Origin of the sequence: Streptomyces sp. NPDC057428 (genome assembly GCF_042803195.1) — a bacterium.
In the GTDB taxonomy this organism is placed as follows: Bacteria; Actinomycetota; Actinomycetes; order Streptomycetales; family Streptomycetaceae; genus Streptomyces.
On sequence record NZ_JBHVCT010000002.1, the window covers coordinates 129,925 to 154,589 of the forward strand.

Here is a 24,665-nt window from a genome sequence, read left to right on the forward strand (position 1 = left end):
GGCGGCCTCGCGCAGCACTTCCCAGTCGACCGGAGCGTGGGCGGTCACTTGCCCTCGCCCTTGCGGTACGGCACGCCGTCCGCCTTGGGCGGTCGCAGCCGCTGCGCCGACAGGGCGAGCACCAGGAGCGTGGTGACGTACGGAGCGGCGTCGACGAACTGGCTCGGGACCTGGTCCGTCAGTGCGTACCAGGTGAACAGCAGACCCGAGACGACCGCCGAGATCAGCGCGGGCAGGTACTTCTTCCGGTACAGCTGCCAGAACACGACGATCACCAGCAGGATGGCCAGGAGCAGCAGCATCGCGTGGACGTTCTCGGCGCCGCCTCGCAGCTTGAGGCTGTCGGTGAAGCCGAACAGCCCGGCGCCCAGGGCCATGCCGCCCGGCATCCAGTTACCGAAGATCATGGCGGCGAGACCGATGTAGCCGCGGCCGCCGGTCTGGCCCTCCTGGTAGATGCTGGTGGCGACGAGGGAGAGGAAGGCGCCGCCGAGTCCGGCCAGACCGCCCGAGATCGTCACGGCGACGTACTTGTACTTGTAGACGTTGACGCCGAGGGTCTCGGCCGCGACCGGGCTCTCGCCGCAGGAGCGGAGCCGCAGACCGAAGGCCGTGCGCCACAGCACGAACCACGTGATGGGGATGAGCAGCAGGGCGACGACGGTCAGCAGCGACAGGCCGGTGACCAGGCCGCCGATGACGCCGGCGAGGTCGGAGACGAAGAACCAGTGGTGTTGCTGCAGGTCCTGCATCCAGTCCGACAGGCCTGGAATGGTGATCTTGTCGATCTCCTCCAGTCGCGGTGACTGCTTGGAGGAACCGCCCGGCTCCTCTGCGAAGGTGAAGTTCGACAGGTAGCGGGTGACACCGACGGCGAGGATGTTGACGGCCACACCGGAGACGATGTGGTTCACTCCGAACGTGACGGTGATGACGGCGTGCAGCAGGCCGCCGAGCGCGCCGCCGAGGATGCCGAACAGGACACCGACCCAGGGGCCCCACTGGTAACCGGCCCAGGCGCCGAACCAGGTGCCGAGGATCATCATGCCCTCGAGACCGATGTTGACGACGCCGGCCCGCTCGGCCCACAGGCCGCCGAGTCCGGCAAGACCGATCGGGACGGCGAGTTCCAGCGCGCCGCTCACCTGGCCCACGGACGTCACGTCGTCCGCACCGCTGATGAGGCGGACCAGCGAGACGAGGGCCAGCCCACCGGCGATGATCAGCAGGACGACGGGCAGGGAGAGCTTGCGTCGGCCGCCGCCCCGCAGGGGGGCGACGCGTGCGGCGATGGCTTCGGCGCTCACAGGGCCGCCTCCTTCTCGGTGGTGAGAGCGTGGCCGGCGGCGAGTTCCTCGCCGACCTTCTGCTGCTGGCGACGCGTCCCGTAGCGCCGGACGAGTTCATAACTGACCACGACCGAGATCACGATCAGGCCCTGGATGATCGTGGCGATCTCCTTCTCGAAACCGAACTGGTCGAGCGGGGACGACGCCTTGTCCAGGAACGCGATCAGCAGTGCGCTGAGGGCGATGCCCACCGGGTGGTTACGGCCGAGCAGGGCGATGGTGATGCCGGTGAATCCGAGGCCGACGGGGAAGTCGAGGCTGTAGGTGTGCGTGTCACCCAGCAGCGTCGGCATGCCGACGAGGCCGGCGATCGCACCGGAGATCAGCATCGAGGTCAGGATCATCTTCTTGGCGTCGACACCGGACGCCTGGGCGGCACTCTCGCTCGCGCCGGTGGCACGCAGGTCGAAGCCGAACCGGGTGCGGTTCAGGACGAGCCAGTAGACGAGACCGCAGCCCGCGGCGACGAAGGTGAAGCCGTAGATCTCACCGGCGTCGGCGCCCAGGGACACACCCGGGAACCAGCCGGCCTCCGGGATGTCGCCCGTGGTGAGGTTGTTGGAGCCCGCGGCCTGTTCGCCGAAGTTCTTCGGCAGGATCAGCCAGGCGATCAGCGCGGTCGAGATCGAGTTGAGCATGATCGTCGCGACGACCTCGCTCACTCCGCGTGTGACCTTGAGGATGCCCGCGATACCGGCCCAGAACGCGCCGACCAGCATGGCCACGATCACGATGAGGGCAATCTGGAACGGCCCGGGAAGGCTGACGCTCGCGCCGACCAGCGCGGCCATCATCGCCGCGAGACGGTACTGCCCGTCGACACCGATGTTGAAGAGGTTCATCCGGAAGCCGACCGCGACCGCGAGGGCGGCGAGGTAGTACGTACCGGCCTGGTTGATGATCAGGACCTGCACGTCACTGTACGAGACCTGCTCGAACAGCAGGCGGTACAGCTCGAACGGGTCGCGGTTGGAGATGAGCAGCACGAGGGTGCTCAGCACGAACGCGACGACCAGGGCGAGCGCCGGGCCGGCGAAGCCCAGGATCAGCCGGTCCTTGTCGAATTTCTTCATCGGGCCTCGTCCTCCGGTGCTGCCTCGAGGTGACCGGCTGCGGCGCCGGTCATGGCCGAGCCCAGTTCCTCGGGTGTGATGGTCGCGGGGTCTGCGTCCGCGACGAGCTGTCCGCGGTACATGACGCGCAGGGTGTCGGAGAGCCCGATGAGCTCGTCCAGGTCCGCCGAGATGAGCAGGACGGCGAGTCCTTCGCGGCGCGCCGCGCGGATCTGCTCCCAGATCTGAGCCTGGGCGCCGACGTCCACGCCTCGGGTCGGGTGAGCGGCGATCAGCAGCTTCGGGGCGTGGCTCATCTCGCGGCCGACGATCAGCTTCTGCTGGTTACCGCCGGAGAGGGAGGCGGCCGTGACCTCGATGCCCGGGGTCCGGACGTCGTACTCGCGCACGATCCGCTCGGTGTCCGTGCGGGCGGCCTTCGGGTCGAGCAGCCAGCCCTTGCTGTTGGGCTTCTCGGTGACGTGGCCGAGGATGCGGTTCTCCCACAGCGGGGCGTCCAGCAGGACTCCGTGCCGGTGGCGGTCCTCGGGGATGTAGCCGATGCCGCCCTCGCGCCGCTTGCGCGTGGGGGCGTGGGAGATGTCGTCCGCGTCGAGCGTGATGACCCCGCCGTCCGGGGCACGCATGCCCATGAGCGCCTCGATCAGCTCGGTCTGGCCGTTGCCCTCGACGCCGGCGATGCCGAGGACCTCACCCTTGTGGATGGTGAAGCCGACATCTGTCAGGACGTCGCGCACGACGCCGTCCGGGTCCGTCTCGCTGAGGGAGAGGCCCCGGACGTGCAGCATCGGTACGTCCGTCACCGTGGACTCGCGGGTTTCCGGCGATGGGAGCTCGCTGCCGACCATCAGCTCGGCGAGCTGCTTGGTCGTGGTGTTCGCGGGGTCGGCCGTGCCCACCGTCGTGCCCCGCCGGATCACCGTGATCTCGTCGGCGACGGAGAGGACCTCTCCGAGCTTGTGCGAGATGAAGATGACGGTGAGGCCTTCGGCCTTCAGCTCGCGGAGGTTCGCGAAGAGCGCGTCCACCTCCTGCGGGACCAGCACCGCGGTCGGCTCGTCGAGGATGAGGATGCGGGCACCGCGGTAGAGGACCTTGAGGATCTCCACGCGCTGCCGGTCGGCGACACCGAGGTTCTCGACGAGCACGTCGGGCCTGACCCCGAGCCCGTACGCGTCGGAGATCTCCTTGATCTTCTTGCGCGCGGCGGATCCGATGCCGTGCAGCTTCTCGCCGCCGAGGACGACGTTCTCCAGGACGGTGAAGTTGTCGGCGAGCATGAAGTGCTGGTGGACCATGCCGATGCCACGCGCGATGGCGTCACCGGGGTTGCTGAACGAGACCTGCTCGCCGTCCACCGCGATGGTGCCCTCGTCCGGCTTCTGCATGCCGTAGAGGATCTTCATCAGGGTGGACTTCCCGGCGCCGTTCTCACCGACGAGGGCGTGGACCGTGCCCTTGCGTACGGTGATGCCGATGTCGTGGTTGGCCACGACGCCGGGGAAGCGCTTGGTGATGCCGTGCAGTTCTACGGCAGGGGGACTGCTGGACGCGTTGATGACGCACTCTCCTTGACCGGACAGGAGCGGGAGCACAGGGGCAGGGGGCGGGGTGAAGTTATCGCGCCTGAGACCTGTCTACACGCGTAGCGCTGCCGAATCGTAAAGCGAAGGCACACGGCACTGCCCGAACACGGGGTTCGGGGCCTGTGCGAGCAGGGCACTGCGACGGGCACAACTTCTTCGAGGAGCACCCCGTGGGCCCGGAGCGAAGGTACGCGCTCCGGGCCCACGGGAAACCAGTGTGACGACCGGGGTCGTTACGGGGTGGTCTTGACGGTGATCTTGCCGTCGATGATTTCCTTCTTCGCCTTGTCCACGGCCGCTATGACGTCGGTCATCTTGGTGAAGGCCGGGTTGGACATGGCCAGGCCGACGCCGTCCTTGTCGAGGCCGTAGCGGACCTCACCGGACTGGGGCTTGCCGTCCTTGACGGACTTGATCAGGTTGAAGACGGAGTCCTCGACGTCCTTGGTGACGGAGGTCAGGATCGACTCCTTGTAGACCGCGAGGCCTTCCTGGCTGTACTGGTCGGAGTCGACGCCGATGTTCCACTTGCCGGCCTTGGAGACGGCCTCGATGGCACCGGAACCGGCCAGACCGGCCGCCGAGTAGACCACGTCGGCGCCCTTGTCGATCTGGCCCTGGGCAGCGGCCTTGCCGAGGTCGGGCTTGGAGAAGCCCGAGAAGTCCGGCGGCTGGGTCAGGTACTGCGGGAGCACGTTGACCGAGGAGTCGGTGTCCTTGACGCCCTGGATGAAGCCGGCCTCGAACTTCTTGATCAGCGGGGTCTCGACACCACCGATGAAGCCGACCTTCTTGGTCTTCGTGACCTTCGCGGCGGCGACACCCGCGAGGTAGGAGCCCTGCTCCTCGTTGAAGACGATGTTGGCGATGTTGTCGCCGGTGACCGAGGCGTCGTCGATGATGCCGAAGGTGATCTTCGGGAACTTCGGCGCTACCTTCTTGATCGCCGGGGCGTAGGCGAACCCGACACCGATCACCGGGTTGTTGCCGGCGCGGGCCAGCGAGGTGAGGCGCTGGACCTTGTCCGCGTCCGACTCACCCTCGGAGGGCTCGGCCTCGGTGCCCTTGACGCCGAGGTCCTCCTGGGCCTTGACGAGACCGGCGTACGCGGCGTCGTTGAACGACTGGTCGCCGCGGCCACCGATGTCGTACGCGAGTGCCGTCTTTTTGTCCTTGGAGTCGGACGCGCTGTCCGACGACGAGTCGCCACACGCACTGACGCTGAGCGCAAGTGCCGCGGACATAACGCCCACGGTGGCAATCCTGGTGATCCGGCGCAAGGGAAGGCTCCTTCAAACCTGACCGAAGCGCCTCTTCCGGCGCTGGTTTCGCCGCGATCGTAACGCGCGTAGATGTCAGATAATGACCTGTACGGAAGCCGTTATCGGATCGTCGCGAACAGGAGGTGTCCTGGACGGTCACGAGCCGTTGCGGTCGAGCAACGCAGCGGCGGTGAAAAGCTCCACCCCGACCGTGATCGCTTCCTCGTCCACATCGAAGTTTCCGCGGTGCAGGTCCAGACCGCGCGTGTCCCCCGGTGTGCGCACTCCCAGCCTGGCCATGGCCCCGGGGACCCGCTCCAGGTACCAGGAGAAGTCCTCCCCGCCCAAGCTCTGTTCGGTGTCCTCGATCGCATACGACCCGCGGCGGATCGTCATCGCGGCGTCGAGCAGGCCGATGGACTCCGCGTCGTTCACCACGGGCGGGACACCGCGGATGTAGTTGATCACCGTCTTGGCCCGATGCATTCCGGCCACCTCGTCGACCGCGGCGTGCACCATGTCGGGGGCCTGCCGCCAGGTGTCCAGATCGAGGCAGCGCACCGTGCCGGACAGCTCGGCGTGCTGCGGGATGACGTTGGGGGCGTGACCCGTCTCCAGGCGGCCCCACGTGAGGGCGAGCCCGGACCTGGCGTCGACCCGCCGGGCGAGCAGCGCCGGCACGTCGGTGGCCACCCTGGCCGCCGCGGTGACCAGGTCGGTGGTCAGGTGCGGCCGGGCGGTGTGCCCGCCGGGACCGTCGAGGGTGACCTCCAGACGGTCGCAGGCGGAGGTGATCGGCCCGATCCGCAGCCCGACCTTCCCCACGTCGACCTTCGGGTCGCAGTGCACGGCGAGGATCCGCCCGACCCCGTCGAGCACCCCGGCCTCGATGGCGTCCGCCGCGCCGCCGGGCAGTACCTCCTCGGCGGGCTGGAAGAGCAGCCGCACCGGGTGGGGCAGAAGCCCCTGGCGGTCGAGGGCGGTGAGCACGAGTCCGGCGCCGAGGACGGTCGTGGTGTGCACGTCGTGCCCGCAGGCGTGTGCGCGGTCGGGCACGGTGGACCGGTAGGAGACGCCCGCCTTGGTGTCCGGGATCGGCAGCGCGTCGATGTCCCCGCGCAGCGCCAGCATCGGTGTCACGCCGTCCCACTCGCCCACGTCGCAGACGAGCCCCGTCCCCGACGCCAGCACCCTGGGTGCGAGCCCGGCGCGCTCCAGCCGCGCCTTGACGGCCGCCGTGGTGCGGAACTCCTGGTTGCCGAGCTCGGGGTGCATGTGGAGGTCTCGCCGGAAGGCGATCAGCTCGGCGCGGAGCTCGTCGGGCAGGGAGCCGGGCAGGGCGGCTTCCCCTTTCGGCTGGGCATCGGCCTGGGGCTCGCGCGTCTTCAACTGGTTCACCCAGTCAAGGGTAGGCCCCCTGGGCACTCAACTGGCTGGAGATGACCAAAAGTTAAGCCGCTCAGGGGAACAAAAGAGGCGGCGGGGGGTGTGATGGAGCAGGACGATGGGTAAACTCGCCCGTTTTTCCACCGGAGTGCGAGTGGGGCGCGAGACGGAGTCTCGTCTCACCCTCGGCGCGGGGCGTGGTTCCCGGGGCGTGCCGGGCCAGGGCTCCACCGCGTACACCCGAACGGGTGAGCCGACACGCCCCGGAGGCGTGGAGCGGGGGCCGCCGCGGTGCCCCCTTGAGCGCGTCGCGCCCGGGTGCCACGGGGCCGGCCTCCACTTCCGGGGCGGCGGGGAGTAGCCGTCTCTCCGCAACAGTCTGCCGGGCGGGCGCGCGCGACGGCGGCGGGCGCGCGACGGCGGTCGTGATGGCCGCTCGGTTGGCGCGACCGGCCACCCGGTGCCGACGGCCTCCGTCCTCGCTCAGCCCTCCGCCACCGCGGTGACCCGCCAGGGCGCCAGCCGCTGCACGTCCCGGGCGGTCTCCGTGACCCCGCTCAGGAAACCCTGCGCGCGGGGGGAGGCCGTGTCGCGCAGCCACTCCGGCGCTATGTCGCACACCGCGACCTTCACGCCCGTGCCGACGAGGGCGAGCGGCAGCGTGTGCACCACCGTGGAGGGGAAGCTCAGCACGGTGTGGCCGATGGGGCCGCGGCGGGCGATGAGCTCCAGCGGGAGGTCGGGGCGGACGATCTCCAGACCGGTGGCGGCCTCCAGGGCATGCAGTTTGTCGGCGGACTCGCGGCGGTGCGCGAAGTAGCGGGTGGCGCCATGGGTACGGGCCAGCGTGCTCACCGCCTCCTCGTACGGGACGGGGTCGACGACGCCCGTCTCGACCAGGGAGGTGCCGACCAGGTCGGCACCCTTGGTGATGCGGGGCGGGCCGAAGCGCTCCCGTGTCCAGGCGAAGGTGTTCGCCGTGACCTCGATGCCGTCGGGCGCATCGACCGGCATGGCGGTGAACACCTCGACGGTGCGGGTGGCCGACGGGGTGAAGCTGCGGCGGGCCGCGGAGGTGACCGGGGCGAGCAGCAGTTCGCGCGGGCCCCCGCTCCCCCTGCGGTGCCAGCGCACCAGGCGCTCACCGCGCGCCAGCTGGGCGACGAACTCCATGGTGGCCGTGCCGTCGTCGACCACCGTGATCCGGCGGGTGCGGACCAGGCTGAGGAGCAGTTGCACGTACCGGGAGAACGGGTCCCCGATGACGATGCGGTCGGCCTTGCGGATCAGACCGGTCAGCGCCCGCAGGGCCTTGAGAGGCGCGCCGGTCTCCCCGCGCGCCTCCTGCCAGCGGACGGTGATGCCCTCGTCGCGGGCCAGCTCCGCCATCCTGCGCAGCTGTCCGCGCGACATCGGGTCGACCGGGGGGAGGACGACGACCGTGGTGGCGTCGGATCCTCCCCGGGTGTGGGTCCACTCCAGGACGTTCAGGAGCTGGACCGGGCTCTCGACGAAGGCGAGGTTCACCGGTCGGCCCGTCAGACCGCGACCGGCTCGGCGGCCGGCGCGCTCTCGTTCTCGGAGACGACGCCCGCGACCCGGCGGAGCTTCTTCATCGGGCCGAGCTCCGACTCGTACACCTTCTTGACGCCGTCACCGAGGGATGCCTCGATGGTGCGGATGTCGCGGACGAGGCGCGTGAGGCCCTGCGGCTCGACGGAGGCGGCCTGGTCGGAGCCCCACATCGCGCGGTCCAGGGTGATGTGGCGCTCGACGAAGGTGGCGCCGAGCGCGACGGCGGCGAGGGTCGTCTGGAGGCCGGTCTCGTGACCGCTGTAACCGATCGGCACGTTCGGGTACTCCTGCTGCAGGGTGTTGATGACCCGCAGGTTGAGCTCCTCGGCCTTCGCCGGGTACGTCGACGTGGCGTGGCAGAGCAGGATGTTGTCGCTGCCGAGGACCTCGACCGCGTGACGGATCTGCTTCGGCGTCGACATGCCGGTGGAGAGGATGACGGTGCGGCCGGTGGCGCGCAGCGCCCGCAGCAGCTCGTCGTCCGTCAGGGAGGCGGACGCGACCTTGTGGGCCGGGACGTCGAACTTCTCCAGGAAGGCGACGGCCTCTGTGTCCCACGGGGAGGCGAACCAGTCGATGCCGCGCTTGGCGCAGTGCTCGGCGATGGCGGTGTACTCGGCCTCGCCGAACTCGACGCGGTGGCGGTAGTCGATGTAGGTCATCCGGCCCCAGGGGGTGTCGCGCTCGATGTCCCACTGGTCGCGGGGGGTGCAGATCTCGGGCGTGCGCTTCTGGAACTTGACGGCGTCACAGCCGGCTTCGGCGGCCACGTCGATCAGCGCGAGGGCGTTGTCGAGGTCGCCGTTGTGGTTGATGCCGATCTCGCCCGTGATGTAGACGGGGTGGCCGGGGCCGGCGGTACGGGTGCCGAACGTGCGCAGCCGGGAGGCGTTCGTCATGGTGGTGATTCCTTACGTGGTGGGGGCGTTGGGAGATTCGGTCATGAGGGTGGGGCCGAGGAGCCAGGCCGCGATCTCGCGTATGGCCCCGAAACCACCGGGGTTGGTGGTCACGGCGCGCGCGGCGGCGCGCACCGAGTCGTGGGCGCTCGCCACGGCGACGGGCCAGCCCGCCAGTCCGAAGCAGGCCAGGTCGTTGACGTCGTTGCCGACGTAGAGCACGCGGTCGGGAGCGATGGACTGCTCCTCGCACCACTGCTTGAGTGCCAGGTCCTTGCGGTCGATGCCGTGCAGGACGGGGACCTGGAGCTTGCGGGCACGGGCGGCGACGACCGGGTTCTGTTCCGTGGACAGGATCAGGACCGGCAGGCCGGACCTGCGCAGCGCGGCGATGCCGAGGCCGTCGCCGCGGTGCACGGCGACGGTCTCGCGGCCGTCGGAGTCGACGAGGACACGGTCGTCGGTCTGCGTGCCGTCGAAGTCGAGGACGACGGCGTCGACATCCGTCCGGGTGGGCAGCGGCGAGGGGTCCAGGAGCGGCGCGAGGACGCGGGCGCGGGCCAGGTCGTGCGGGTCGTCGATCTCCAGGACCCGCGCCGGGTCGGTCGGTACGAGCACGGTGTGGCCGAAGAAGCGGTGCCGGTGGGTACGGAAGCCGGCGGCGTCCATGGCGTACGCGGCGCCGGTCTCCAGGTGGTCCTGGGGGCGGTCCTGGCGCCGGGGGCGTACGGCCTTGTCGTGGTTCACACCGTAGGTGCCGTCCTCGACCGCGCTGCCGTCACGCCACACGAAACCGTGGAAGGGGGCGACCGTGAGGGCGGTGTCCGCGCCGTCGCGGGCGACCGCCGTTGCGACGCCGTCGATGTCCGCACGGGTGACGAAGGGGCTCGTGCACTGGACCAGGAGCACCACGTCGGCCGTCCGGCCGTGGCCCATCGCCTCGTACGCGTCCAGGGCGTGCAGGACCGCCGCCTCGCTGGTCGCGGTGTCCCCCGAGATGGCAGCGGGACGCTGCACGCAGTGGAGCCGGGGAGCCTCACCCAGCGCCTCGGCGGCGGACCGGGCGGCTTCGGCGATGGCCGGGTCGTCGGTGGTGACGACGACGTCCGTGACCTCGGGAGAGGCGAGGCAGGCGCGGACGGCCCGGGCGACGAGCGGCACGCCGCCCACCTGGGCGAGGTTCTTGGCCGGCACGCCCTTGGATCCGCCGCGGGCGGGGATCACGGCGAGCACGGTGGGGGGCGGGGTCATGGAGGCTCCTGAGTCGGTGGTCACAGCTCGCCCATCCGCCGGATCACGGGGGCGACCCGCTGGACGCCGTGGCGGTAGGCACCTCGGGCCGCGTTGCGTACGGTTTCGCGCACGGCGCCCCGGACCCGTCCGGTCTCCTTCGGAGCGACGGCACCGGGCAGCGGGTGGCCGTCCGGACCGAGGTGGTGGCGGGCGAGGATGCCGGGGAGGTAACCGGGGGCGGTGGCGGGCGTGTAGTAGGGCGTGAGGCGGGGGAGCGGGCCGGCCGCGAGCAGTTCACCGACCCGGGCGCGGGCGGTGTCGTAGGCCGTCGCGTACGTGCCGTCGGCTGCGACACCCTGGCCCGCGAGCCACTCCTCGTCGGGCTCAGGGCCGAGGCCGCCGTCGAGGTGGTCCCAGGACGTGATCAGTCCGGAGCCGATGAAGTGGTGGTTGCCGAGTGCCTCGCGCACACCCAGGTCGGAGAGGATCGCCGTCGGGATACGCCGGTGCAGGGATTCCAGGGCGGCCGTCGAGGACACGGTGACCAGCAGGTCGGTGCGGTCCAGGACCTCGCCCATGTGTCCGTACACGAGGCTGAAGTTGGGCGGCAGCCCGCCGGGGATCCGCTCCGCGAGGCGCTGGTAGGGCAGCTCCTCGATGTGCGTGGTGTGTTCGCCCGGCTTGGAACGCAGCTTCAGCAGTACGTCGCGGCCGGGGTGCAGCCGTGCGTGCTCGACGAGCCGGCGCAGCAGGTAGGTGCGCTCGGCGCGGGACGCGGGCACGGAGGGCTGGGCGGCGAACACGACGGTGCGGCGGCCCTCCCGCGTCCGGTGCGGCTCACCGCCGAGGAACGGCAGGGCCGCCTCGGTGACGGACGACGCGTCGGCGCCGACCCCCTCGTAGACGGCACGGAAGCGCGCCGCGTCGTGGCGGGAGTTGGCGAGCACGACGTCGGCTCCGTGACGCAGCAGGAGCCCGTCGGCGAGCTTCTCGTAGACGACACCGACGTAGCCCGTGACGACGACCGGCCTGCGGGGCAGGTCCAGTGCGGCCAGACCGTGCAGCATCGCCTGCACGGCGCCGCCGACGAGGGCCAGGACCACGACGTCGTACGCCTCGTCCCGGACGGTGTGCAGGAACTCGACGGCCGTCACCTCACGCACCCGCGCCGCGTCGACCCCGACCTCGCCCACCTCGGCGAGCTGACGGGGCGTCGGGGTGGCCCGGCCACGCAGCAGCAGCCCGCTGATCTCCACGGGGCGTACCGCCGCACCGGACTCCGGGGCCCCGGTCAGGCGGCGCGCGGTGAGCGCACCCCACTTCCACCGGGTGTCGGAGTCCGCGAGTACGGCGACCCGCAGAGCCGGGATCGCGGCTGTTGCTCTGTCGGCCTGATCAGCCGAATTCCTGGAACGTGGAGGCACGTCCTAGAAGCTAGAAAGGCATTTCGATGTGGAGCCCAACGCAGACGCAACAGATGGTTAACAGCCCACCGACGCTTGGATATCCGGCTCTTCGCAGGGGGTTCCGCTCGCTGTACGGCAGTCGGAGCCGGGCAGGTTTACAGATCCGACACGGTCCGTTCATGTCCCGTCCTTTCCGGGGACAAGCCGCATGACAAGCCCGCACCTAGCCTGATCGACGTGGTTAAGCTCTCCGTCATCGTGCCGTTCTACAACGTGCAGACATACGCGCCCGACACCCTCAGAAGCCTGCGTGCGAACGCCCGCAAGGATTTCGAATTCATCCTCGTCGACGACTGTTCGACCGACGGGACGGCCGGAATCCTGAATCGCGCGCGGGGCGAAATCCCTGGGGCGGTCGTCATCAGGCACGAACAGAACGGCGGACTCGCGACCGCGCGCAACACCGGTCTGGACGCCGCGAGCGGTGAGTTCATCACCTTCCTGGACGGCGACGACTGGCTCGCCCCCGGCTACTACGCCGACCTGCTCGCCCGTACCGAGGCGCTGGGCTGCGACTTCGTCCGTACCGACCATGTCCAGGCCGACGGCAGGACACGCACGGTACAACGCGTCCCGCACGGCCGCAGGGGCGAGGTCATGGACCCGCGGGACACGATCCTGCCCGCCGGCCGCACCACCTCGGTCGACTATCCGTACGCCTGGGCGGGTCTCTACCACCGCCGGCTCCTGGACCGCGGGCTGCTGCACTTCACGGACGGTCTGCGCACCGCCGAGGACCGGCCGTGGATCTGGCGGCTGCACCGCGAGGCGGATTCCTTCGCGGTGCTGGGGCTTCTCGGCATTTTCTACCGGCGTGGCGTCGCCTCGTCACTGACCCAGATCGGCGACGTACGCCAGCTCGATTTCATTCGCTCATTCGACCAAGTCGTACGGGAAACAGCGACCGACCGTGACGCGCAGGCACTCCTGCCGAAGGCGGTCCGTACCTACTGCGCGATCATTTCGCATCACATGAGTTCGATGGAGAGGTTCGAACCCTCTGTGGCCCGTGCCCTGAAATCGATGAGCGCCGGAGCCCTCAGGCGGATGCCGCAGGACGTGCTGGACGACGCCCTCGACTCGATGGACCTGCAGCGCGCGACCCTGCTGCGCCGGCTGCGCCGCCGGCCCGCCGCCGCGAAGGAGGTGGCGGCCGCATGAGCAGCAGCCGGACCCGTACGACACAGATCTTCTTCGCCTCCACCCTCTACGGCACGGCCACGCTCGCCGCCGCCATGGACGCGGGCGTCTTCGCGGACGCCGACCGCCGCATCCTGCTCGTCTCCAACAACGCGGCGATCCCGGAGACGACGCCCGCCGTCGACGCGATGTCCGGGTTCGACGCGCTGCGCGGCAGGTTCGACGACATCGTGTCCTGGAACACGACCATCGCCCCCCACCATCCGAGCGGCTGGGCCCCGCGCCCCGACGACGTACCGCTGTGGGAACGGCATCTGCGGCTCGCCTGGGGACTCGGCGAGGACGACATCGAGATCGCCGTCGAGTCGATCCAGGTCAACCCGGCGATGGCGATCGCCGAGATCTTCACCGGCGCACCGATCGATGTGTACGCGGACGGCCTGATGAGCTACGGACCGACCAGGAACAAGATCGACCCGCTGATCGGCACCCGGGTGCGGCGGTTGCTCCACCTCGACCTCGTGCCGGGGCTCAAGCCTTTGCTGCTCACCGAGTTCGGCGTGACGTCGCAGATCGTGCCGACCGAGGCGTTCCTCAAGGTACTCGGCGAACTGGGCGACGCCCACCCTGTCGCGGCGAGCCTGCCGTCCGTGGAAGCGCCCGCGCTGCTGCTGGGCCAGTACCTCTCCGCGCTCGGCCTGATCAGCGTGGCGGAGGAGGAGGAACTGCACCTGCGGATGATGCGCGGCGCGGTCGGACTCGGCCACACCCGCCTGGTGTTCAAGCCGCATCCGACGGCCCCGGCCCGGTGGTCACAGGCCATGGAGTCGGAGGCTGCGAAACTCGGCGCCGAGCTGACCGTGCTGGACTCGGGGCTGCTGACCGCGCCGGTACTCGCCGAGGTGCTGTACCAGCGGATGCGGCCGGCGCTGGTCGTCGGCTGCTTCTCGACCGCGCTGCTCACGGCGTCCGCGTTCTACGGACTGCCGGTGGCACGGGTCGGTACGGAGACGTTGCTGGAGCGACTGTCCCCGTTCGAGAACAGCAACCGGGTCCCGGTCACGCTGGTGGACGCGGTGGTGCCGGACCTCGGCGACCTTGGAACGGCCACGCGACCGGTTGCGGTGGCGCCGGCCGAGTTGAACGAACTGATCGCCGCGGTCGGCTTCACGATGCAGCCGAAGATCTATCCGCAGCTGCGCCCGGCCGCGGAGCGGTATCTCTCCGCCCATCTCACAGCCACGACCTGGCGCTACTTCAAGCGCAGGCGGCTGACGTCGCTGGGGCTGCCCGGCGGTGTGCCCTCGCAGTTCGCGTTCCTGCCGCGGAACGCCGCGGTGCGCAGGGTCGCGCGGCGGGCGAGGTCGTTGCGGAGAGCGGCGCGACGGTAGTCGGCCGCACGGCCACCGGGGCCCGGCCGGTCGGCCGGGGCCACTGCCGTCGAGCGCCGGCGGACTTCGAGCCCGCCCGGCGATCGGCGGAGAGACGAAGGGGGCGGGATGCCCGGTCGGCATCCCGCCCCCTTCGCCGTGTCGTCAGACTCGCGCGCCTCCCTGGATCACCCGGAGGTCCGCCGCGTTCGCCTCGGTGACCTTCCAGAGTTCCTGCTGCCGCCCGTGCACATCGGCCACCGTCGCCGCATGGTCGTCCAGCAGCCCGGCCGCCCGCTCCACGAGCCGTGCCCCGAGGTGCCGGTCATGGACGGAGATGCCCCACTCGGGCCGCTCGATGTCGGACAGGAAGTACGCCATCTTCGGGTGCGAGATCAGGCTGATGATCGGCGTACCGCAGCCGAACGGGATCATGCCCGCGTGCCCGCGCATACCGATGACCAGCTTGGTCCGGGCGTACGTGGACCGGATCTCGTCGTTCTCGAAGTCGTACATCGGGATCACCGGCAGCGAGATGCCGTGCTCGCGACGCAGGTCGAACGCGATGCGCTCGTCGTCCAGCGAGTGGGCCACGCACCGCACATCGGCGCGCTTGCCGAGCTCCTTCACCGCGGTGGCCATCTCGGCGAGGAAGTGCGCGTAGTCGTGACCGAAGCGGAGCCCGGAGCGGTCGTACGCGGCGTTGACCAGCACGGTGTTCTCGCGCTGCACGGGGTCGGTCCAGCCGTCCACCAGCTGCCGGGTCACCGTGGTCGGGCAGGGCTGGAAGCGGACCTTGTCGTGCAGCGACGCCGGCAGCAGCTCGCGGACCTTCTCGATCGAGCCGTGGTTGCGCAGCCCGAAGAAGGAGGCGCGCTCCACCAGTTTCCGCAGCGAGGAGAGGAACCTGTCCCGGCCGTGGCCGTACGCCTGCCCGTCGAAGGCGTTGAACCCGACCGCGTACACCATGACGGGTACGTCGATCCGCTCCAGCAGTTCGTCGGCGACGTTCCACTGCCAGCCGCTGTTGCCGTTCGGCGCGGTGTCCGGGATGAAGAGGCCACCGCCGCCGATGACCAGTCCACGGCGGGCGTTGACCCGTTCCAGTGCGGCCTCGTCGAAGAGCCGGTGGGCGTGGACGGAGTGCCAGCGGGCCGGGCCGGTGTCGCGGCCGAAGGCCAGCCGGACACTCTCCGGGAGCAGCTTGTCCCCGGCGTTGCCCTGTCGGTCCATGTAGAAGGCGACGTGCGCCAGCTGCTCGGCGGCCGGTCCCTCGGCGGGGGCCTCGACGTCCTTGGTGCGCTTGTACATCAGCCGGCTCGCCCGGTGGGTCGGGTCGACGCCGAGCCCTTCGAGGGCGTACTGCTCGGCGGTGGCGTCGTCGCCGTGGATCCAGGCGATCTGGGCGAGCCGGGAGAAGGCGGTCGCGGCCCGGTTGGGGGCGGCGCTGGCCAGCAGGAGCTGGGCGCGGGCCTCCTCGTAGCGCGAGACGCTCATCAGCGCGTGACCGAGCACCTCGTGCGGCCAGGCCTCGTCGACGGGGATCCGGACCCCGCCCAGCAGGTCGGCCGCCTCCTGGTACTCACCTGCGCCGATGTGGGCGGCGGCGACCCGGCGGGCAGTGTCGGGGTCGGCGGTGCACCGGACGTGCGCGGTGCCGTAGTGCACCAGCAGGTCGTGGTGCTTCGCACCGGGCAGCGCCAGGTACGCGGCGTGGAACTCGGCGTCGGACAGCTGGAATTCGCGCCAGCGGTCCTCGGCCTGGCCGTAGCCGGCCTCGCCGCCCTGCCAGGGCTTGTGCCGACCGGTGAAGTGCAGGATCGCGGTGGTGTCGGGCACCGGGAGGTCGCCGGAGAGCCGCCGCTTGACGAAGTTGTAGCGGGCGTCGAGCTGCACGAAGTCACCGTCGAGCACGGCGTTCAGGATGCCCTGGTCGTGCTTGTCGAGTTCGTACGTGCCCTTGCGGCCGACCTCATCGATCTTCGCGCAGAACTCGTCGCTCAGATACTCGCGCTGGATGACCAGCAGCCCGCTGTTGAGCTTGTGCTGCCCGTAGAAGAACTGAGGAACGGCGGCAAGACCGTCGCGCAGGGTCAGCAGGTCACCCAGATCGCCCAGGACCACCATGTCGGTGTCCAGGGTGATCACGGTGTCGTAGTCGCGCACCCGGAAAACGTCGAGGATGAAGTACGCCTTGCGCACCAGGTAGTTGTCCTGGTCACCCTTGGCGTACGTGTCGTAGTGCGCGGCGTCGACCCGGCGGAAGTCGACGCGCGGGTGCAGCGCCCGGATCTGTGCGACGGAGGCGGGTCGCAGCCCGTCGTGCAGGACGATGAAGTCCTCGCAGACCGCCGGGTTGGACAGGGCGAGGCTGCGCAGCAGGGCGAGGAAGCCGGGCAGATAGTTCTCGTCCACGAAGCTCGCGAAGGCGACGCGGCGCTTGCCGGTGAGTGCGTTCACGGGGGCGGGGGCCTGGGGTACGAGCGCGTCGCTCGTAGTGGGCGTCGTCGTCATCGCAGTCGGATCCTCATATCGGTGACGCTCTGGGCGCGTTCCATGACCCACGCCTTTTCGCTGGTGTACTCGTGCACGGAGGTGATGGGCATCTTCATCGCCGCGGGCAGCCGGTAGGCGCCGCTCTCGTAGAAGTCGAAGCCGATCAGGTCGAGCTGCGTGCTGACGTCCAGGTGGTCCAGCAGCCACAGCATGTTGTAGCCGCTGGTGGGGATGGCGGGCCAGACGTCCGCGCCGACCTTGCCGATGTTGCGCAGCGGCCAGCGCAGCGATTCGTCGCCGAGGTACTGCTGGGCTCCCGGCACCAGCCGGTTGCGCAGCGAGTACTTCCAGTCGCCGGAGGTGCCGCCGAAGACCAGCCGGGTGTGGACCTGTCGGTCCCAGTTGAATCCGTGCTTGTGGATGGTGGCGTGGATGTCGGTGCGCTCGCCGGTCGCGGACGGGTTGATCTTGTACGAGTTGAAGCGGACGACCAGGTCGTACTCGTCGATCTCGGCGCCCATCGAACCGGTGCCGACACGCTGCGAGTTGGCAATCAGGCAAATCGACTTGCCCGCGATGTGGTTACGGAACTCGCCGAGAGTGGTCCACTCGACGCCGCCGAAGGTGGGGTCGGCGATCGGGCCGCGCATCCGGGTCCGGCGCTGCTCGGCGTAGAGCGCGATGAGGTCCGTGAGAAGGGCGAGATCGCCGGTGCCCGCGTGGCCACGGGGCCTGCCCCCGCTGCCCGCCGCGCCACTGACCTCCAGCGCGAGGCCGAGGTACTGGGCCAGGGCCTCCTGGATCTCCGGCACAGGCGCGCCGGCCCGGTCCTGGGTCAGAAGTGCGCCGATCAGCCGGGGTCGTGCCGCGTTCCAGTCTCCCCGCCTGTGCAGCGCCAGCCCCTCGGCCCAGGACTCGGTGACGGACCGGCCTGCGAAGGCCGCGGCCTCGGGGCAGTCGCGCTCCAGCTTCCGCAGCAGCTCGCTCCGGCGCTCGGCGCCCACCCGCAGCCCGGCCGTCTTCGCCGCGACCCCGAAGCCGTCCTCGTCGGTGAGGTCGAGGTAGCGCTCGTACGCCTCGACTGCGGCGGCCTCCGCGCCCCTCGCCTCCAGCGTCCGGGCCCGCAGCCGCCAGCCCGCCCGGGAGCGGTTGCGCTGGGTGAGCACGGTGTCCGTGATGAGGATCGCGAGCTTCAGCTCGTCCTCGTAACCGCAGTCCAGCGCCTTGTTGCCGACCGCGAGCAGCGGGTCGAGCAGCGCGTCGCCGAGCACCAGGGCGGAGCCCGAACCGCCCTTGGCGGTACGCCGCAGCAGCGGGATCGGGGAGGCCGCGGAGGACGTCTGCTCCATGGTGGCGTGGGTGGCCAGCAGATTCCGCAGGGCCTCCGCGAGCGCCGTACGTCGCCGGTCGAGCCCGGCGACCAGCTTCCCGCTGTGCGCGGCGCAGGCGCGCAGGCAGGTCTCCAGTTCCGTCGGCCGGACGGTAGCGAGGTGGGACGTACCGCCTTCGGGCGGGAGCGAGTCCTCCGCGTCACGCTGCCGTGGCCAACGGGTGCGGGCTTTCGTCATGGCGCTCCAAGCGTCTGATGCCCGTGGGGGGGGAAGGGGGGCATACGGAGGGGTGCAGTCGTTCGGTAACCGTTTGAGGTTCCGTAGCACGCTAAGAAACCTGAACGACCGCAAGATGAAATCGCCCTGTCAGCACAGGAAACTGCTCCCCTCTCGTCCGTTTCGGGACCTCGGAGCGCCCTAACCTGACCCTTCGCCACTGTGGGAAGGGAAGGCCGTGACCATCACTCCGGAGAATCCGGGCAGGACCCTCGAGCGGGTACTCGCCGCCCCTGCGCCGGTGCCGGCGCCACCACGTCCGTCGTCGTCGCCACCCCGGGACCGCCGGCCGGCGCGCGCCAGACCCCGGCTGCGCGCTCTGGACGGGCTGCGGCTGGTCGCCGCGCTGATGGTCGCCGCCTACCACTACGGCGGCCGGGGCGGCGACATCACCAAGGCGTGGGGGACCTCCGCCGCTTCCCTGTTCCCCACCGCCCACACCTGGTTCGCCTACGGCTGCCTCGGGGTGCAGATCTTCTTCGTCATCAGCGGCTTCGTGATCTGCATGAGCGGCTGGGGCCGCTCACTGGCCTCGTTCTTCGCCTCCCGGGCAGCCAGGCTGCTGCCCGCGTACTGGGCGGCGGTCCTGCTGGTGACACTGGTCTTCGCCCTCCCCGCGGTGGCGTACAAGGCGGTCTCCCCCAGTGATGCGCTGGTGAACCTGACACTGCTGCAGCAGCCACTGGGCGTGGACCGGGTGCTCGGTGTGTGCTGGACGCTGTGGGCGGAGATCCGCTTCTACGCCCTGTTCGCCGTGTGCGTGGTGCTGCCGGGGGCCGGCAGGCGACGGATCGTACTGTTCTGCGCCGCGTGGACGCTGGCCGCGGCGCTCGGTAAGGCATCCGGCGAGCCTCTGGCCGAGGTGGTCCTGATGCCCGAGTACGCCCCCTTCTTCACCGGCGGCATCGGGCTCTACCTGGTCCACCGCAACCGGCGGGACGCCACGGCCTGGGGCATCGTCGGAGTCAGCTGGCTGCTCGGCCAGCACTACGCGGTGGCCACGCTGTGGCACCCGGCGGGCCCGCACGACTTCTCGTACCGCTCGTCGCTGGTCATCATCGCGATCGTGACCGCCGGCTTCGCCGCGGTCGCCGCGATCGCGCTCGGCGCTCTCGCCCGCTTCGACCGCCCTTGGCTGACGGTCGCGGGAGCGCTGACGTACCCCTTCTATCTCGTCCATGAACATCTGGGGTGGGTGGCAGTGAGCACGTTGCACCGGCGGCTCGGCATCCCTGCGGGGGTGACGGCGTTGCTCACAGTGGCGCTGATGCTGGCGCTGGCGTGGCTGCTGCACCGGTACGTGGAGCTGTGGTGCACCCCGCTGCTGCGCAGATCCCTGACGGGCGGGGCAAGGCCGGGCACCGTCACGGACCTCGGCAGGTCACACCCCGGTGAACGAGAGCTTCGCCGCGAACCCGAGGAACAGCAGACCCGCGGCCGTGGTGGCGCCTGCTGACAGCCTCTTGCGACGGCGGAAGACGGAGGCCAGGCGGGTACCGGTGTCGCACGGGGGTGCGACACTCCGTCCGGGCGGTCCGCGATGCGGTTGATCAGTCCTCGTCCGCCGTCAGACAGGCGCTCGGCTCAGAACGCGTCCGTCGGTACGTACGCCCCCCAGATCTCCCGCAGGGCGTCGCAGACCTCGCCCACCGTCGCCCGCGCCCGCAGCGCGTCCTTCATCGGGTACAGCACATTGGCCGTGCCCTCCGCCGCCCTCTTCAGCTCCGCGAGCGCGGCGTCCACCGCCTCCTGGTCGCGTTCGGCCCGGAGCTTCGCCAGACGGGCCGCCTGCTGGGCCTCGATCGCCGGGTCGACGCGGAGGGGTTCGTACGGCTCCTCCTCGTCCAGCCGGAAGCGGTTGACCCCGACGACGACACGCTCGCCGCTGTCCGTCTCCTGCGCGATGCGGTAGGCGCTGCGTTCGATCTCGCCCTTCTGGAAGCCGCGTTCGATGGCGCCGACCGCGCCGCCCATGTCCTCGACCCTGAGCATCAGTTCCAGGGCGGCGGCCTCCACATCGTCGGTCATCCTCTCGACGACGTAACTGCCGGCGAACGGGTCGACCGTGGCCGTCACGTCCGTCTCGTACGCCAGGACCTGCTGGGTGCGCAGCGCGAGGCGGGCCGACTTGTCGGTCGGCAGCGCGATCGCCTCGTCGAAGGAGTTGGTGTGCAGCGACTGAGTGCCGCCGAGAACGGCGCCCAGGCCCTGTACGGCGACCCGGACCAGGTTGACCTCGGGCTGCTGCGCGGTGAGCTGGACGCCCGCGGTCTGGGTGTGGAAGCGCAGCATCAGGGACTTGGGGTCCTTCGCGCCGAACTCCTCCCTCATCACCCGCGCCCAGATCCGGCGTGCGGCACGGAACTTGGCGACCTCCTCCAGGATCGTCGTACGGGCGACGAAGAAGAAGGACAGCCGGGGGGCGAAGTCGTCCACGTCCATGCCCGCGGCGACGGCGGTACGCACGTACTCGATGCCGTCCGCGAGCGTGAACGCGATCTCCTGCGCGGGCGAGGCACCCGCTTCGGCCATGTGGTAGCCGGAGATCGAGATGGTGTTCCACCTGGGGATCTCGGCCCGGCAGTACTTGAAGATGTCGGCGATCAGCCGCAGCGACGGCTTCGGCGGGAAGATGTACGTGCCGCGGGCGATGTACTCCTTGAGCACGTCGTTCTGGATGGTCCCGGTCAGCCGGTCGGCGGGCACCCCCTGCTCCTCGGCGACCAGTTGGTAGAGCAGGAGGAGGAGCGACGCGGGGGCGTTGATGGTCATCGACGTGGAGACCTCGCCCAGCGGGATCCCGTCGAAGAGGACGCGCATGTCGTCGACCGAGTCGATCGCGACCCCGACCTTCCCGACCTCGCCGGAGGCGATGGGGGCGTCCGAGTCGTGCCCCATCTGGGTGGGCAGGTCGAACGCGACGGACAGGCCCGCCGTGCCGTTGGCGATCAGCTGCTTGTAACGGGCGTTGGACTCCGTGGCGGTGCCGAAGCCCGCGTACTGCCGCATGGTCCACGGCCGGCCCGTGTACATGGTGGGGTAGACACCGCGTGTGAAGGGGTACGCCCCGGGTTCGCCCAGCTTCTCGTCGGCCTGCCAGCCGTCGAGGGCCTCCGGCCCGTACACCGGCTCGATGGGCAGTCCTGACTCGGACTCACGCGTCATGTGCTGTGCCTCCCGCTCAAGCTACTTATCGGTAATAAATCTCGCGACGGACTTTAGCGGCGGTGCCCCTGCCTGTCGGGAGCCCTCCGCTGGGACCTTGCTCACAGCACGCTCCCGAGCCCCGGGGCCGGCCTCTTCCATCATGCGCAGGATTCGGCAACCGGGCAGCGCGGGAATCCGTCTCATGAGACATCCGCGCCACGCGGGTGGCAGCGCGACGGTCGGGGGACCCATGATGAGACGCGTACGGGACGGCAGCCGGACCGGCAGGGCGCGCGCGGCGGCCGCGGCCGCCGTCGGTGTGGTGCTGCTGGCCGCCCTGACGACAGGATGCAAGGCCACACCCACCGGCCCCGCCGCCCCGCCCGGGGCGGCCGCGTCGGCCCCGGACGACGCCAAGCCGAGCGGAAGCGCGGGCGTCCCGTCTCCGTCCGCTACCCCGCCGGCGTCGCCGAGCGCCCGCCCCTCGCCGCGGCCACGGACGCTGATGTCCGTCGGCGACCGGAGCAGGCGCGTACGGGAACTCCAGGCGCGGCTACGGCAGATCGGCCACTTCGACCGCAGCCCCACCGGGTACTACGGCACGGCGACGGCCGCGTCGGTGCGTTCCTTCCAGGGCAAACGGGAGCTCCCCCGCACGGGCAGGACCGACACGGTGACGTGGCGGCGGCTGCTGGCGATGACCAGGAAGCCGACGGCGAAGGAGCTGGATCCGCCGGCCGTCAAGCCGGTCGCCCGCCCCGACGCCCGCTGCATGACGGGCCGGGTGCTGTGCATCAGCAAGAACAGCCGCACGCTGTCCTGGATGATCGACGGCCGGGTCGTCTCGGCGATGGACGTGCGGTTCGGCTCCCAGTACACGCCCACCCGTGAGGGAACCTTCTCGGTGTACTGGAAGTCCCGCCACCACGTCTCGACGCTCTACGACACCCCCATGCCGTACGCGATGTTCTTCAGCGGCGGCCAGGCGGTGCACTACTCGTCTGACTTCGCGGCCCGCGGCTACAGCGGCGCGTCGCACGGATGCGTGAACGTGCGGGACGAGGGGAAGATCGCGTCGCTGTTCGCCCAGGTGAAGAACGGCGACAAGGTCGTCGTCTACTGGTAGCGACGCGGGACGCGGAGATCGGGGGCGCGGGCGGGACCGGGGGAACGTGCCCCGCCCGCGCCGGGTGCGCCGAGCCGAAGGTACGGGGGGAACCCCGGCTCATTGCGCGGCCGATGACCAGTCGGCACTCAGTACTGCGCCGTAGCGCCGAAGAACGTTACAGCCGACGCGTTCATGCAGGTCAGAGGCGCACCCAGAGGCAGGTCAGCGGCGCACCGACAGGGTGGACGGCGAGCTCGGGAACGTCGTCGGCCGCGCCCACCCGCCGGGCGTGCCCCACGTGTGGAAGGTGACGGGCGGGAGGGAACCTCCACCGCTGTTCCCGCCGTCGTCCTTGCCGTGGTCCTTGCCGTCGCCCCTGCCCTCGTCGGCATTCCCGCCGTTCCGGCCGTCCGCCGCGAGGACGCGGTCGCAGAAGCGGTCCAGGTTCTCCTCGCCGTCGGCCAGCGCGACGAGACGGCGCTCCTGTTCCTCGCTCAGGGCGTCGGCACGGTACTCACGGCACGCCCGGACGGACTTCGCGAACACCCCGCCCGCTGAGCCGCCGGGCACGTCTCGCCCGTCCGTGCCGTCCCGCGCGCCGTGGTCGCCGGTGCCCCTGTCCCGGGTCCCGCCCTCCGGCGCGGGCGATCCGTCGCCGCCCGTCGCGCTCGGCGGTTCGCCGTCGGCCGGCTCCTCCTCGGCACCTCCGGTCTCCTTCGGACGCGGCGGAGGGCTGGGCGCCTTCGGCGTCCCGGACGGCGGGGCCACGGAACGCTCCGGCTCGGGTGCCTCGCCCCCCATCTCCTCGGGGGACGCGGCGCCTGATACGGATGCGGCGGGAACCGGTGAGCCGTGGCTGCCGAACGGCGTGGGAAACATGCCCGCGCCCCCGGCGACGGCCACCCCGCCGAGCGCGCACCCCACGAGCGAGACGGCCAGGCCGAAGCGCACCGTGCGGCCCCAGCGCGGACGCCGGGGTGCCGTGGACTCCGCCCGGATCCGTACGGCGGGCAGGGCGCCGCGGTTTCCGGCGATCGGGGCGGAATGTGCCGTACCGGCCCGCTTCCAGCTGCCGGAGGCCTCGCGGAAGGCCGCCGTCGCCACCGCCTCACCGGGCAGTTCGCCCCTGGCCGGGGCCGGGGTCCGCACTGCACGGAGCGCGGCCTCCAACTGTGCCAGCCCGGTCGTGGTGTGATCGTCGACGGACTCGACGGACGCACCGCGGAGCAGTTTCTCCGCAGCGTCCGAGTCAAGCCACTCGTGCTGCTCGTCGGCCATCACATGTCCCTCTGCGTCCACGGACGCGAATGCATCACACCTGCGGACGCCGCCGCACCCTTGCGGGCGGGGCGCTGTGCGGGTACGGCGCCCAGTCCCGGGCCTGCCACCGGGATCTCGTCCTCCTGGCCGCAGTCGCCGCCCACCAGTTCCGCGAGCCTCTTCAGACCGCGGTGGGCCGCGGTGCGCACCGCGCCGGGACGCTTCCCCAGTGTCATGGCCGCGCTCTTGGCGTCCAGGCCTATCACCACGCGCAGCACGACCGCCTCGGCCTGGTCCTGCGGCAGCTGCGCGATGAGGGACATGGCGCGGCCGGTGCCCAGGGACTCCAGTGCCTCCCCCGCCGTGTCGGACTCGGCGGCCTCACCGGCCAGTTCGCTCGCGTCGCCGCCGATCGCGGGGCGCCTGCCGCGCATCCGGATGTGGTCCAGCGAGCGGTTGCGCGCTATCCGGGCCGCCCATCCGCGGAACCGGTCGGCGTCGCCGCTGAACCGGTCGAGATCACGCGCTATCTGCAGCCAGGACTCGGATGCCACGTCCTCGGCGTCCGGTTCACCGACCAGCGTCCGTATGTAGCCGAGCAGCCGCGGGTGCACGGCGCGGTACACAGTACGGAAGGCGTCCTCGTCCCCGTCCTGTGCCGCGAGCACCGCGGCGGTCAGCTCCGCGTCGTCCCCCAGCACTCCCTCA

At 70.5% G+C, this 24,665-nt stretch carries 18 protein-coding genes; 4 read left to right on the forward strand and 14 right to left on the reverse strand.

Annotated elements, in window-relative coordinates:
• Positions 1-44 precede the first annotated feature (44 nt).
• The 9 genes from ACFU5K_RS01530 to ACFU5K_RS01570 all read right to left on the reverse strand — a co-directional run bounded on the left by ACFU5K_RS01530 (position 45) and on the right by ACFU5K_RS01570 (position 11,787).
• Positions 45-1,307: an ABC transporter permease gene (locus ACFU5K_RS01530; RefSeq protein WP_384055220.1), complete on the reverse strand. Its 1,263-nt coding sequence runs from the start codon at positions 1,305-1,307 to the stop codon at positions 45-47.
• Entirely contained in the window at positions 1,304-2,422 is a 1,119-nt protein-coding gene (locus ACFU5K_RS01535; protein WP_384055218.1) for an ABC transporter permease, read from the reverse strand. The genes ACFU5K_RS01530 and ACFU5K_RS01535 overlap by 4 nt, the downstream gene beginning before the upstream one ends.
• On the reverse strand, positions 2,419-4,005 hold the full coding sequence (locus tag ACFU5K_RS01540) for an ABC transporter ATP-binding protein (protein WP_384055328.1): 1,587 nt from the start codon (positions 4,003-4,005) through the stop codon (positions 2,419-2,421). Before ACFU5K_RS01540 ends, ACFU5K_RS01535 begins: the two co-directional genes overlap by 4 nt.
• Before the next feature lie 236 nt (positions 4,006-4,241).
• On the reverse strand, positions 4,242-5,288 hold the full coding sequence (locus ACFU5K_RS01545) for a BMP family protein (protein WP_384055215.1): 1,047 nt from the start codon (positions 5,286-5,288) through the stop codon (positions 4,242-4,244).
• Positions 5,289-5,426: 138 nt separating this feature from the next.
• Positions 5,427-6,668 (reverse strand): amidohydrolase, encoded by a 1,242-nt coding sequence (locus ACFU5K_RS01550; RefSeq protein ID WP_384055212.1) that lies wholly within the window; start codon positions 6,666-6,668, stop codon positions 5,427-5,429.
• Positions 6,669-7,139: 471 nt separating this feature from the next.
• Positions 7,140-8,183 (reverse strand): hypothetical protein, encoded by a 1,044-nt coding sequence (locus ACFU5K_RS01555; RefSeq protein ID WP_384055210.1) that lies wholly within the window; start codon positions 8,181-8,183, stop codon positions 7,140-7,142.
• 11 nt (positions 8,184-8,194) lie between these two features.
• Entirely contained in the window at positions 8,195-9,130 is a 936-nt protein-coding gene (locus ACFU5K_RS01560) for an N-acetylneuraminate synthase family protein (protein ID WP_384055207.1), read from the reverse strand.
• 12 nt (positions 9,131-9,142) lie between these two features.
• Entirely contained in the window at positions 9,143-10,381 is a 1,239-nt protein-coding gene (locus tag ACFU5K_RS01565; RefSeq protein ID WP_384055204.1) for a cytidylyltransferase domain-containing protein, read from the reverse strand.
• A gap of 20 nt (positions 10,382-10,401) precedes the next feature.
• Positions 10,402-11,787 carry a DUF6716 putative glycosyltransferase gene (locus ACFU5K_RS01570; RefSeq protein WP_384055201.1) on the reverse strand — a complete coding sequence of 462 codons (1,386 nt, stop codon included), beginning with the start codon at positions 11,785-11,787 and terminating at the stop codon, positions 10,402-10,404.
• A 219-nt stretch (positions 11,788-12,006) separates the two neighbouring features.
• Here ACFU5K_RS01570 and ACFU5K_RS01575 point away from each other — a divergent pair, with 219 nt between their 5' ends.
• Positions 12,007-12,990: a glycosyltransferase family 2 protein gene (locus tag ACFU5K_RS01575; RefSeq protein ID WP_384055198.1), complete on the forward strand. Its 984-nt coding sequence runs from the start codon at positions 12,007-12,009 to the stop codon at positions 12,988-12,990.
• Positions 12,987-14,360: a polysialyltransferase family glycosyltransferase gene (locus ACFU5K_RS01580; protein ID WP_384055195.1), complete on the forward strand. Its 1,374-nt coding sequence runs from the start codon at positions 12,987-12,989 to the stop codon at positions 14,358-14,360. The genes ACFU5K_RS01575 and ACFU5K_RS01580 overlap by 4 nt, the downstream gene beginning before the upstream one ends.
• 144 nt (positions 14,361-14,504) lie before the next feature.
• Here ACFU5K_RS01580 and ACFU5K_RS01585 read toward each other — a convergent pair whose 3' ends face one another.
• Positions 14,505-16,853 (reverse strand): glycosyltransferase, encoded by a 2,349-nt coding sequence (locus ACFU5K_RS01585; protein ID WP_384055192.1) that lies wholly within the window; start codon positions 16,851-16,853, stop codon positions 14,505-14,507.
• Positions 16,850-18,403 carry a hypothetical protein gene (locus tag ACFU5K_RS01590; protein ID WP_384055189.1) on the reverse strand — a complete coding sequence of 518 codons (1,554 nt, stop codon included), beginning with the start codon at positions 18,401-18,403 and terminating at the stop codon, positions 16,850-16,852. The genes ACFU5K_RS01585 and ACFU5K_RS01590 overlap by 4 nt, the downstream gene beginning before the upstream one ends.
• A gap of 217 nt (positions 18,404-18,620) precedes the next feature.
• On the opposite strand from ACFU5K_RS01590, the gene ACFU5K_RS01595 reads away from it, so the two are divergent.
• Positions 18,621-19,898, forward strand: coding sequence for an acyltransferase family protein (locus tag ACFU5K_RS01595; protein WP_384055187.1), 1,278 nt, complete (start codon positions 18,621-18,623; stop codon positions 19,896-19,898).
• A gap of 128 nt (positions 19,899-20,026) precedes the next feature.
• Here the strand turns inward: ACFU5K_RS01595 and ACFU5K_RS01600 are convergent, their stop codons facing one another.
• Positions 20,027-21,607 carry a methylmalonyl-CoA mutase gene (locus ACFU5K_RS01600; RefSeq protein ID WP_384055184.1) on the reverse strand — a complete coding sequence of 527 codons (1,581 nt, stop codon included), beginning with the start codon at positions 21,605-21,607 and terminating at the stop codon, positions 20,027-20,029.
• Positions 21,608-21,842: 235 nt separating this feature from the next.
• Between ACFU5K_RS01600 and ACFU5K_RS01605 the strand changes: the two genes are divergently transcribed.
• A complete protein-coding gene (locus tag ACFU5K_RS01605; RefSeq protein WP_384055326.1) occupies positions 21,843-22,715 on the forward strand; it encodes a L,D-transpeptidase family protein in 873 nt (290 codons plus the stop codon).
• A 204-nt stretch (positions 22,716-22,919) separates the two neighbouring features.
• On the opposite strand, the gene ACFU5K_RS01610 is transcribed toward ACFU5K_RS01605, so the two are convergent.
• Positions 22,920-23,996, reverse strand: coding sequence for a hypothetical protein (locus ACFU5K_RS01610; protein WP_384055181.1), 1,077 nt, complete (start codon positions 23,994-23,996; stop codon positions 22,920-22,922).
• Positions 23,975-24,658 (reverse strand): RNA polymerase sigma factor, encoded by a 684-nt coding sequence (locus tag ACFU5K_RS01615; protein WP_384055323.1) that lies wholly within the window; start codon positions 24,656-24,658, stop codon positions 23,975-23,977. Before ACFU5K_RS01615 ends, ACFU5K_RS01610 begins: the two co-directional genes overlap by 22 nt.
• Positions 24,659-24,665: the final 7 nt, after the last annotated feature.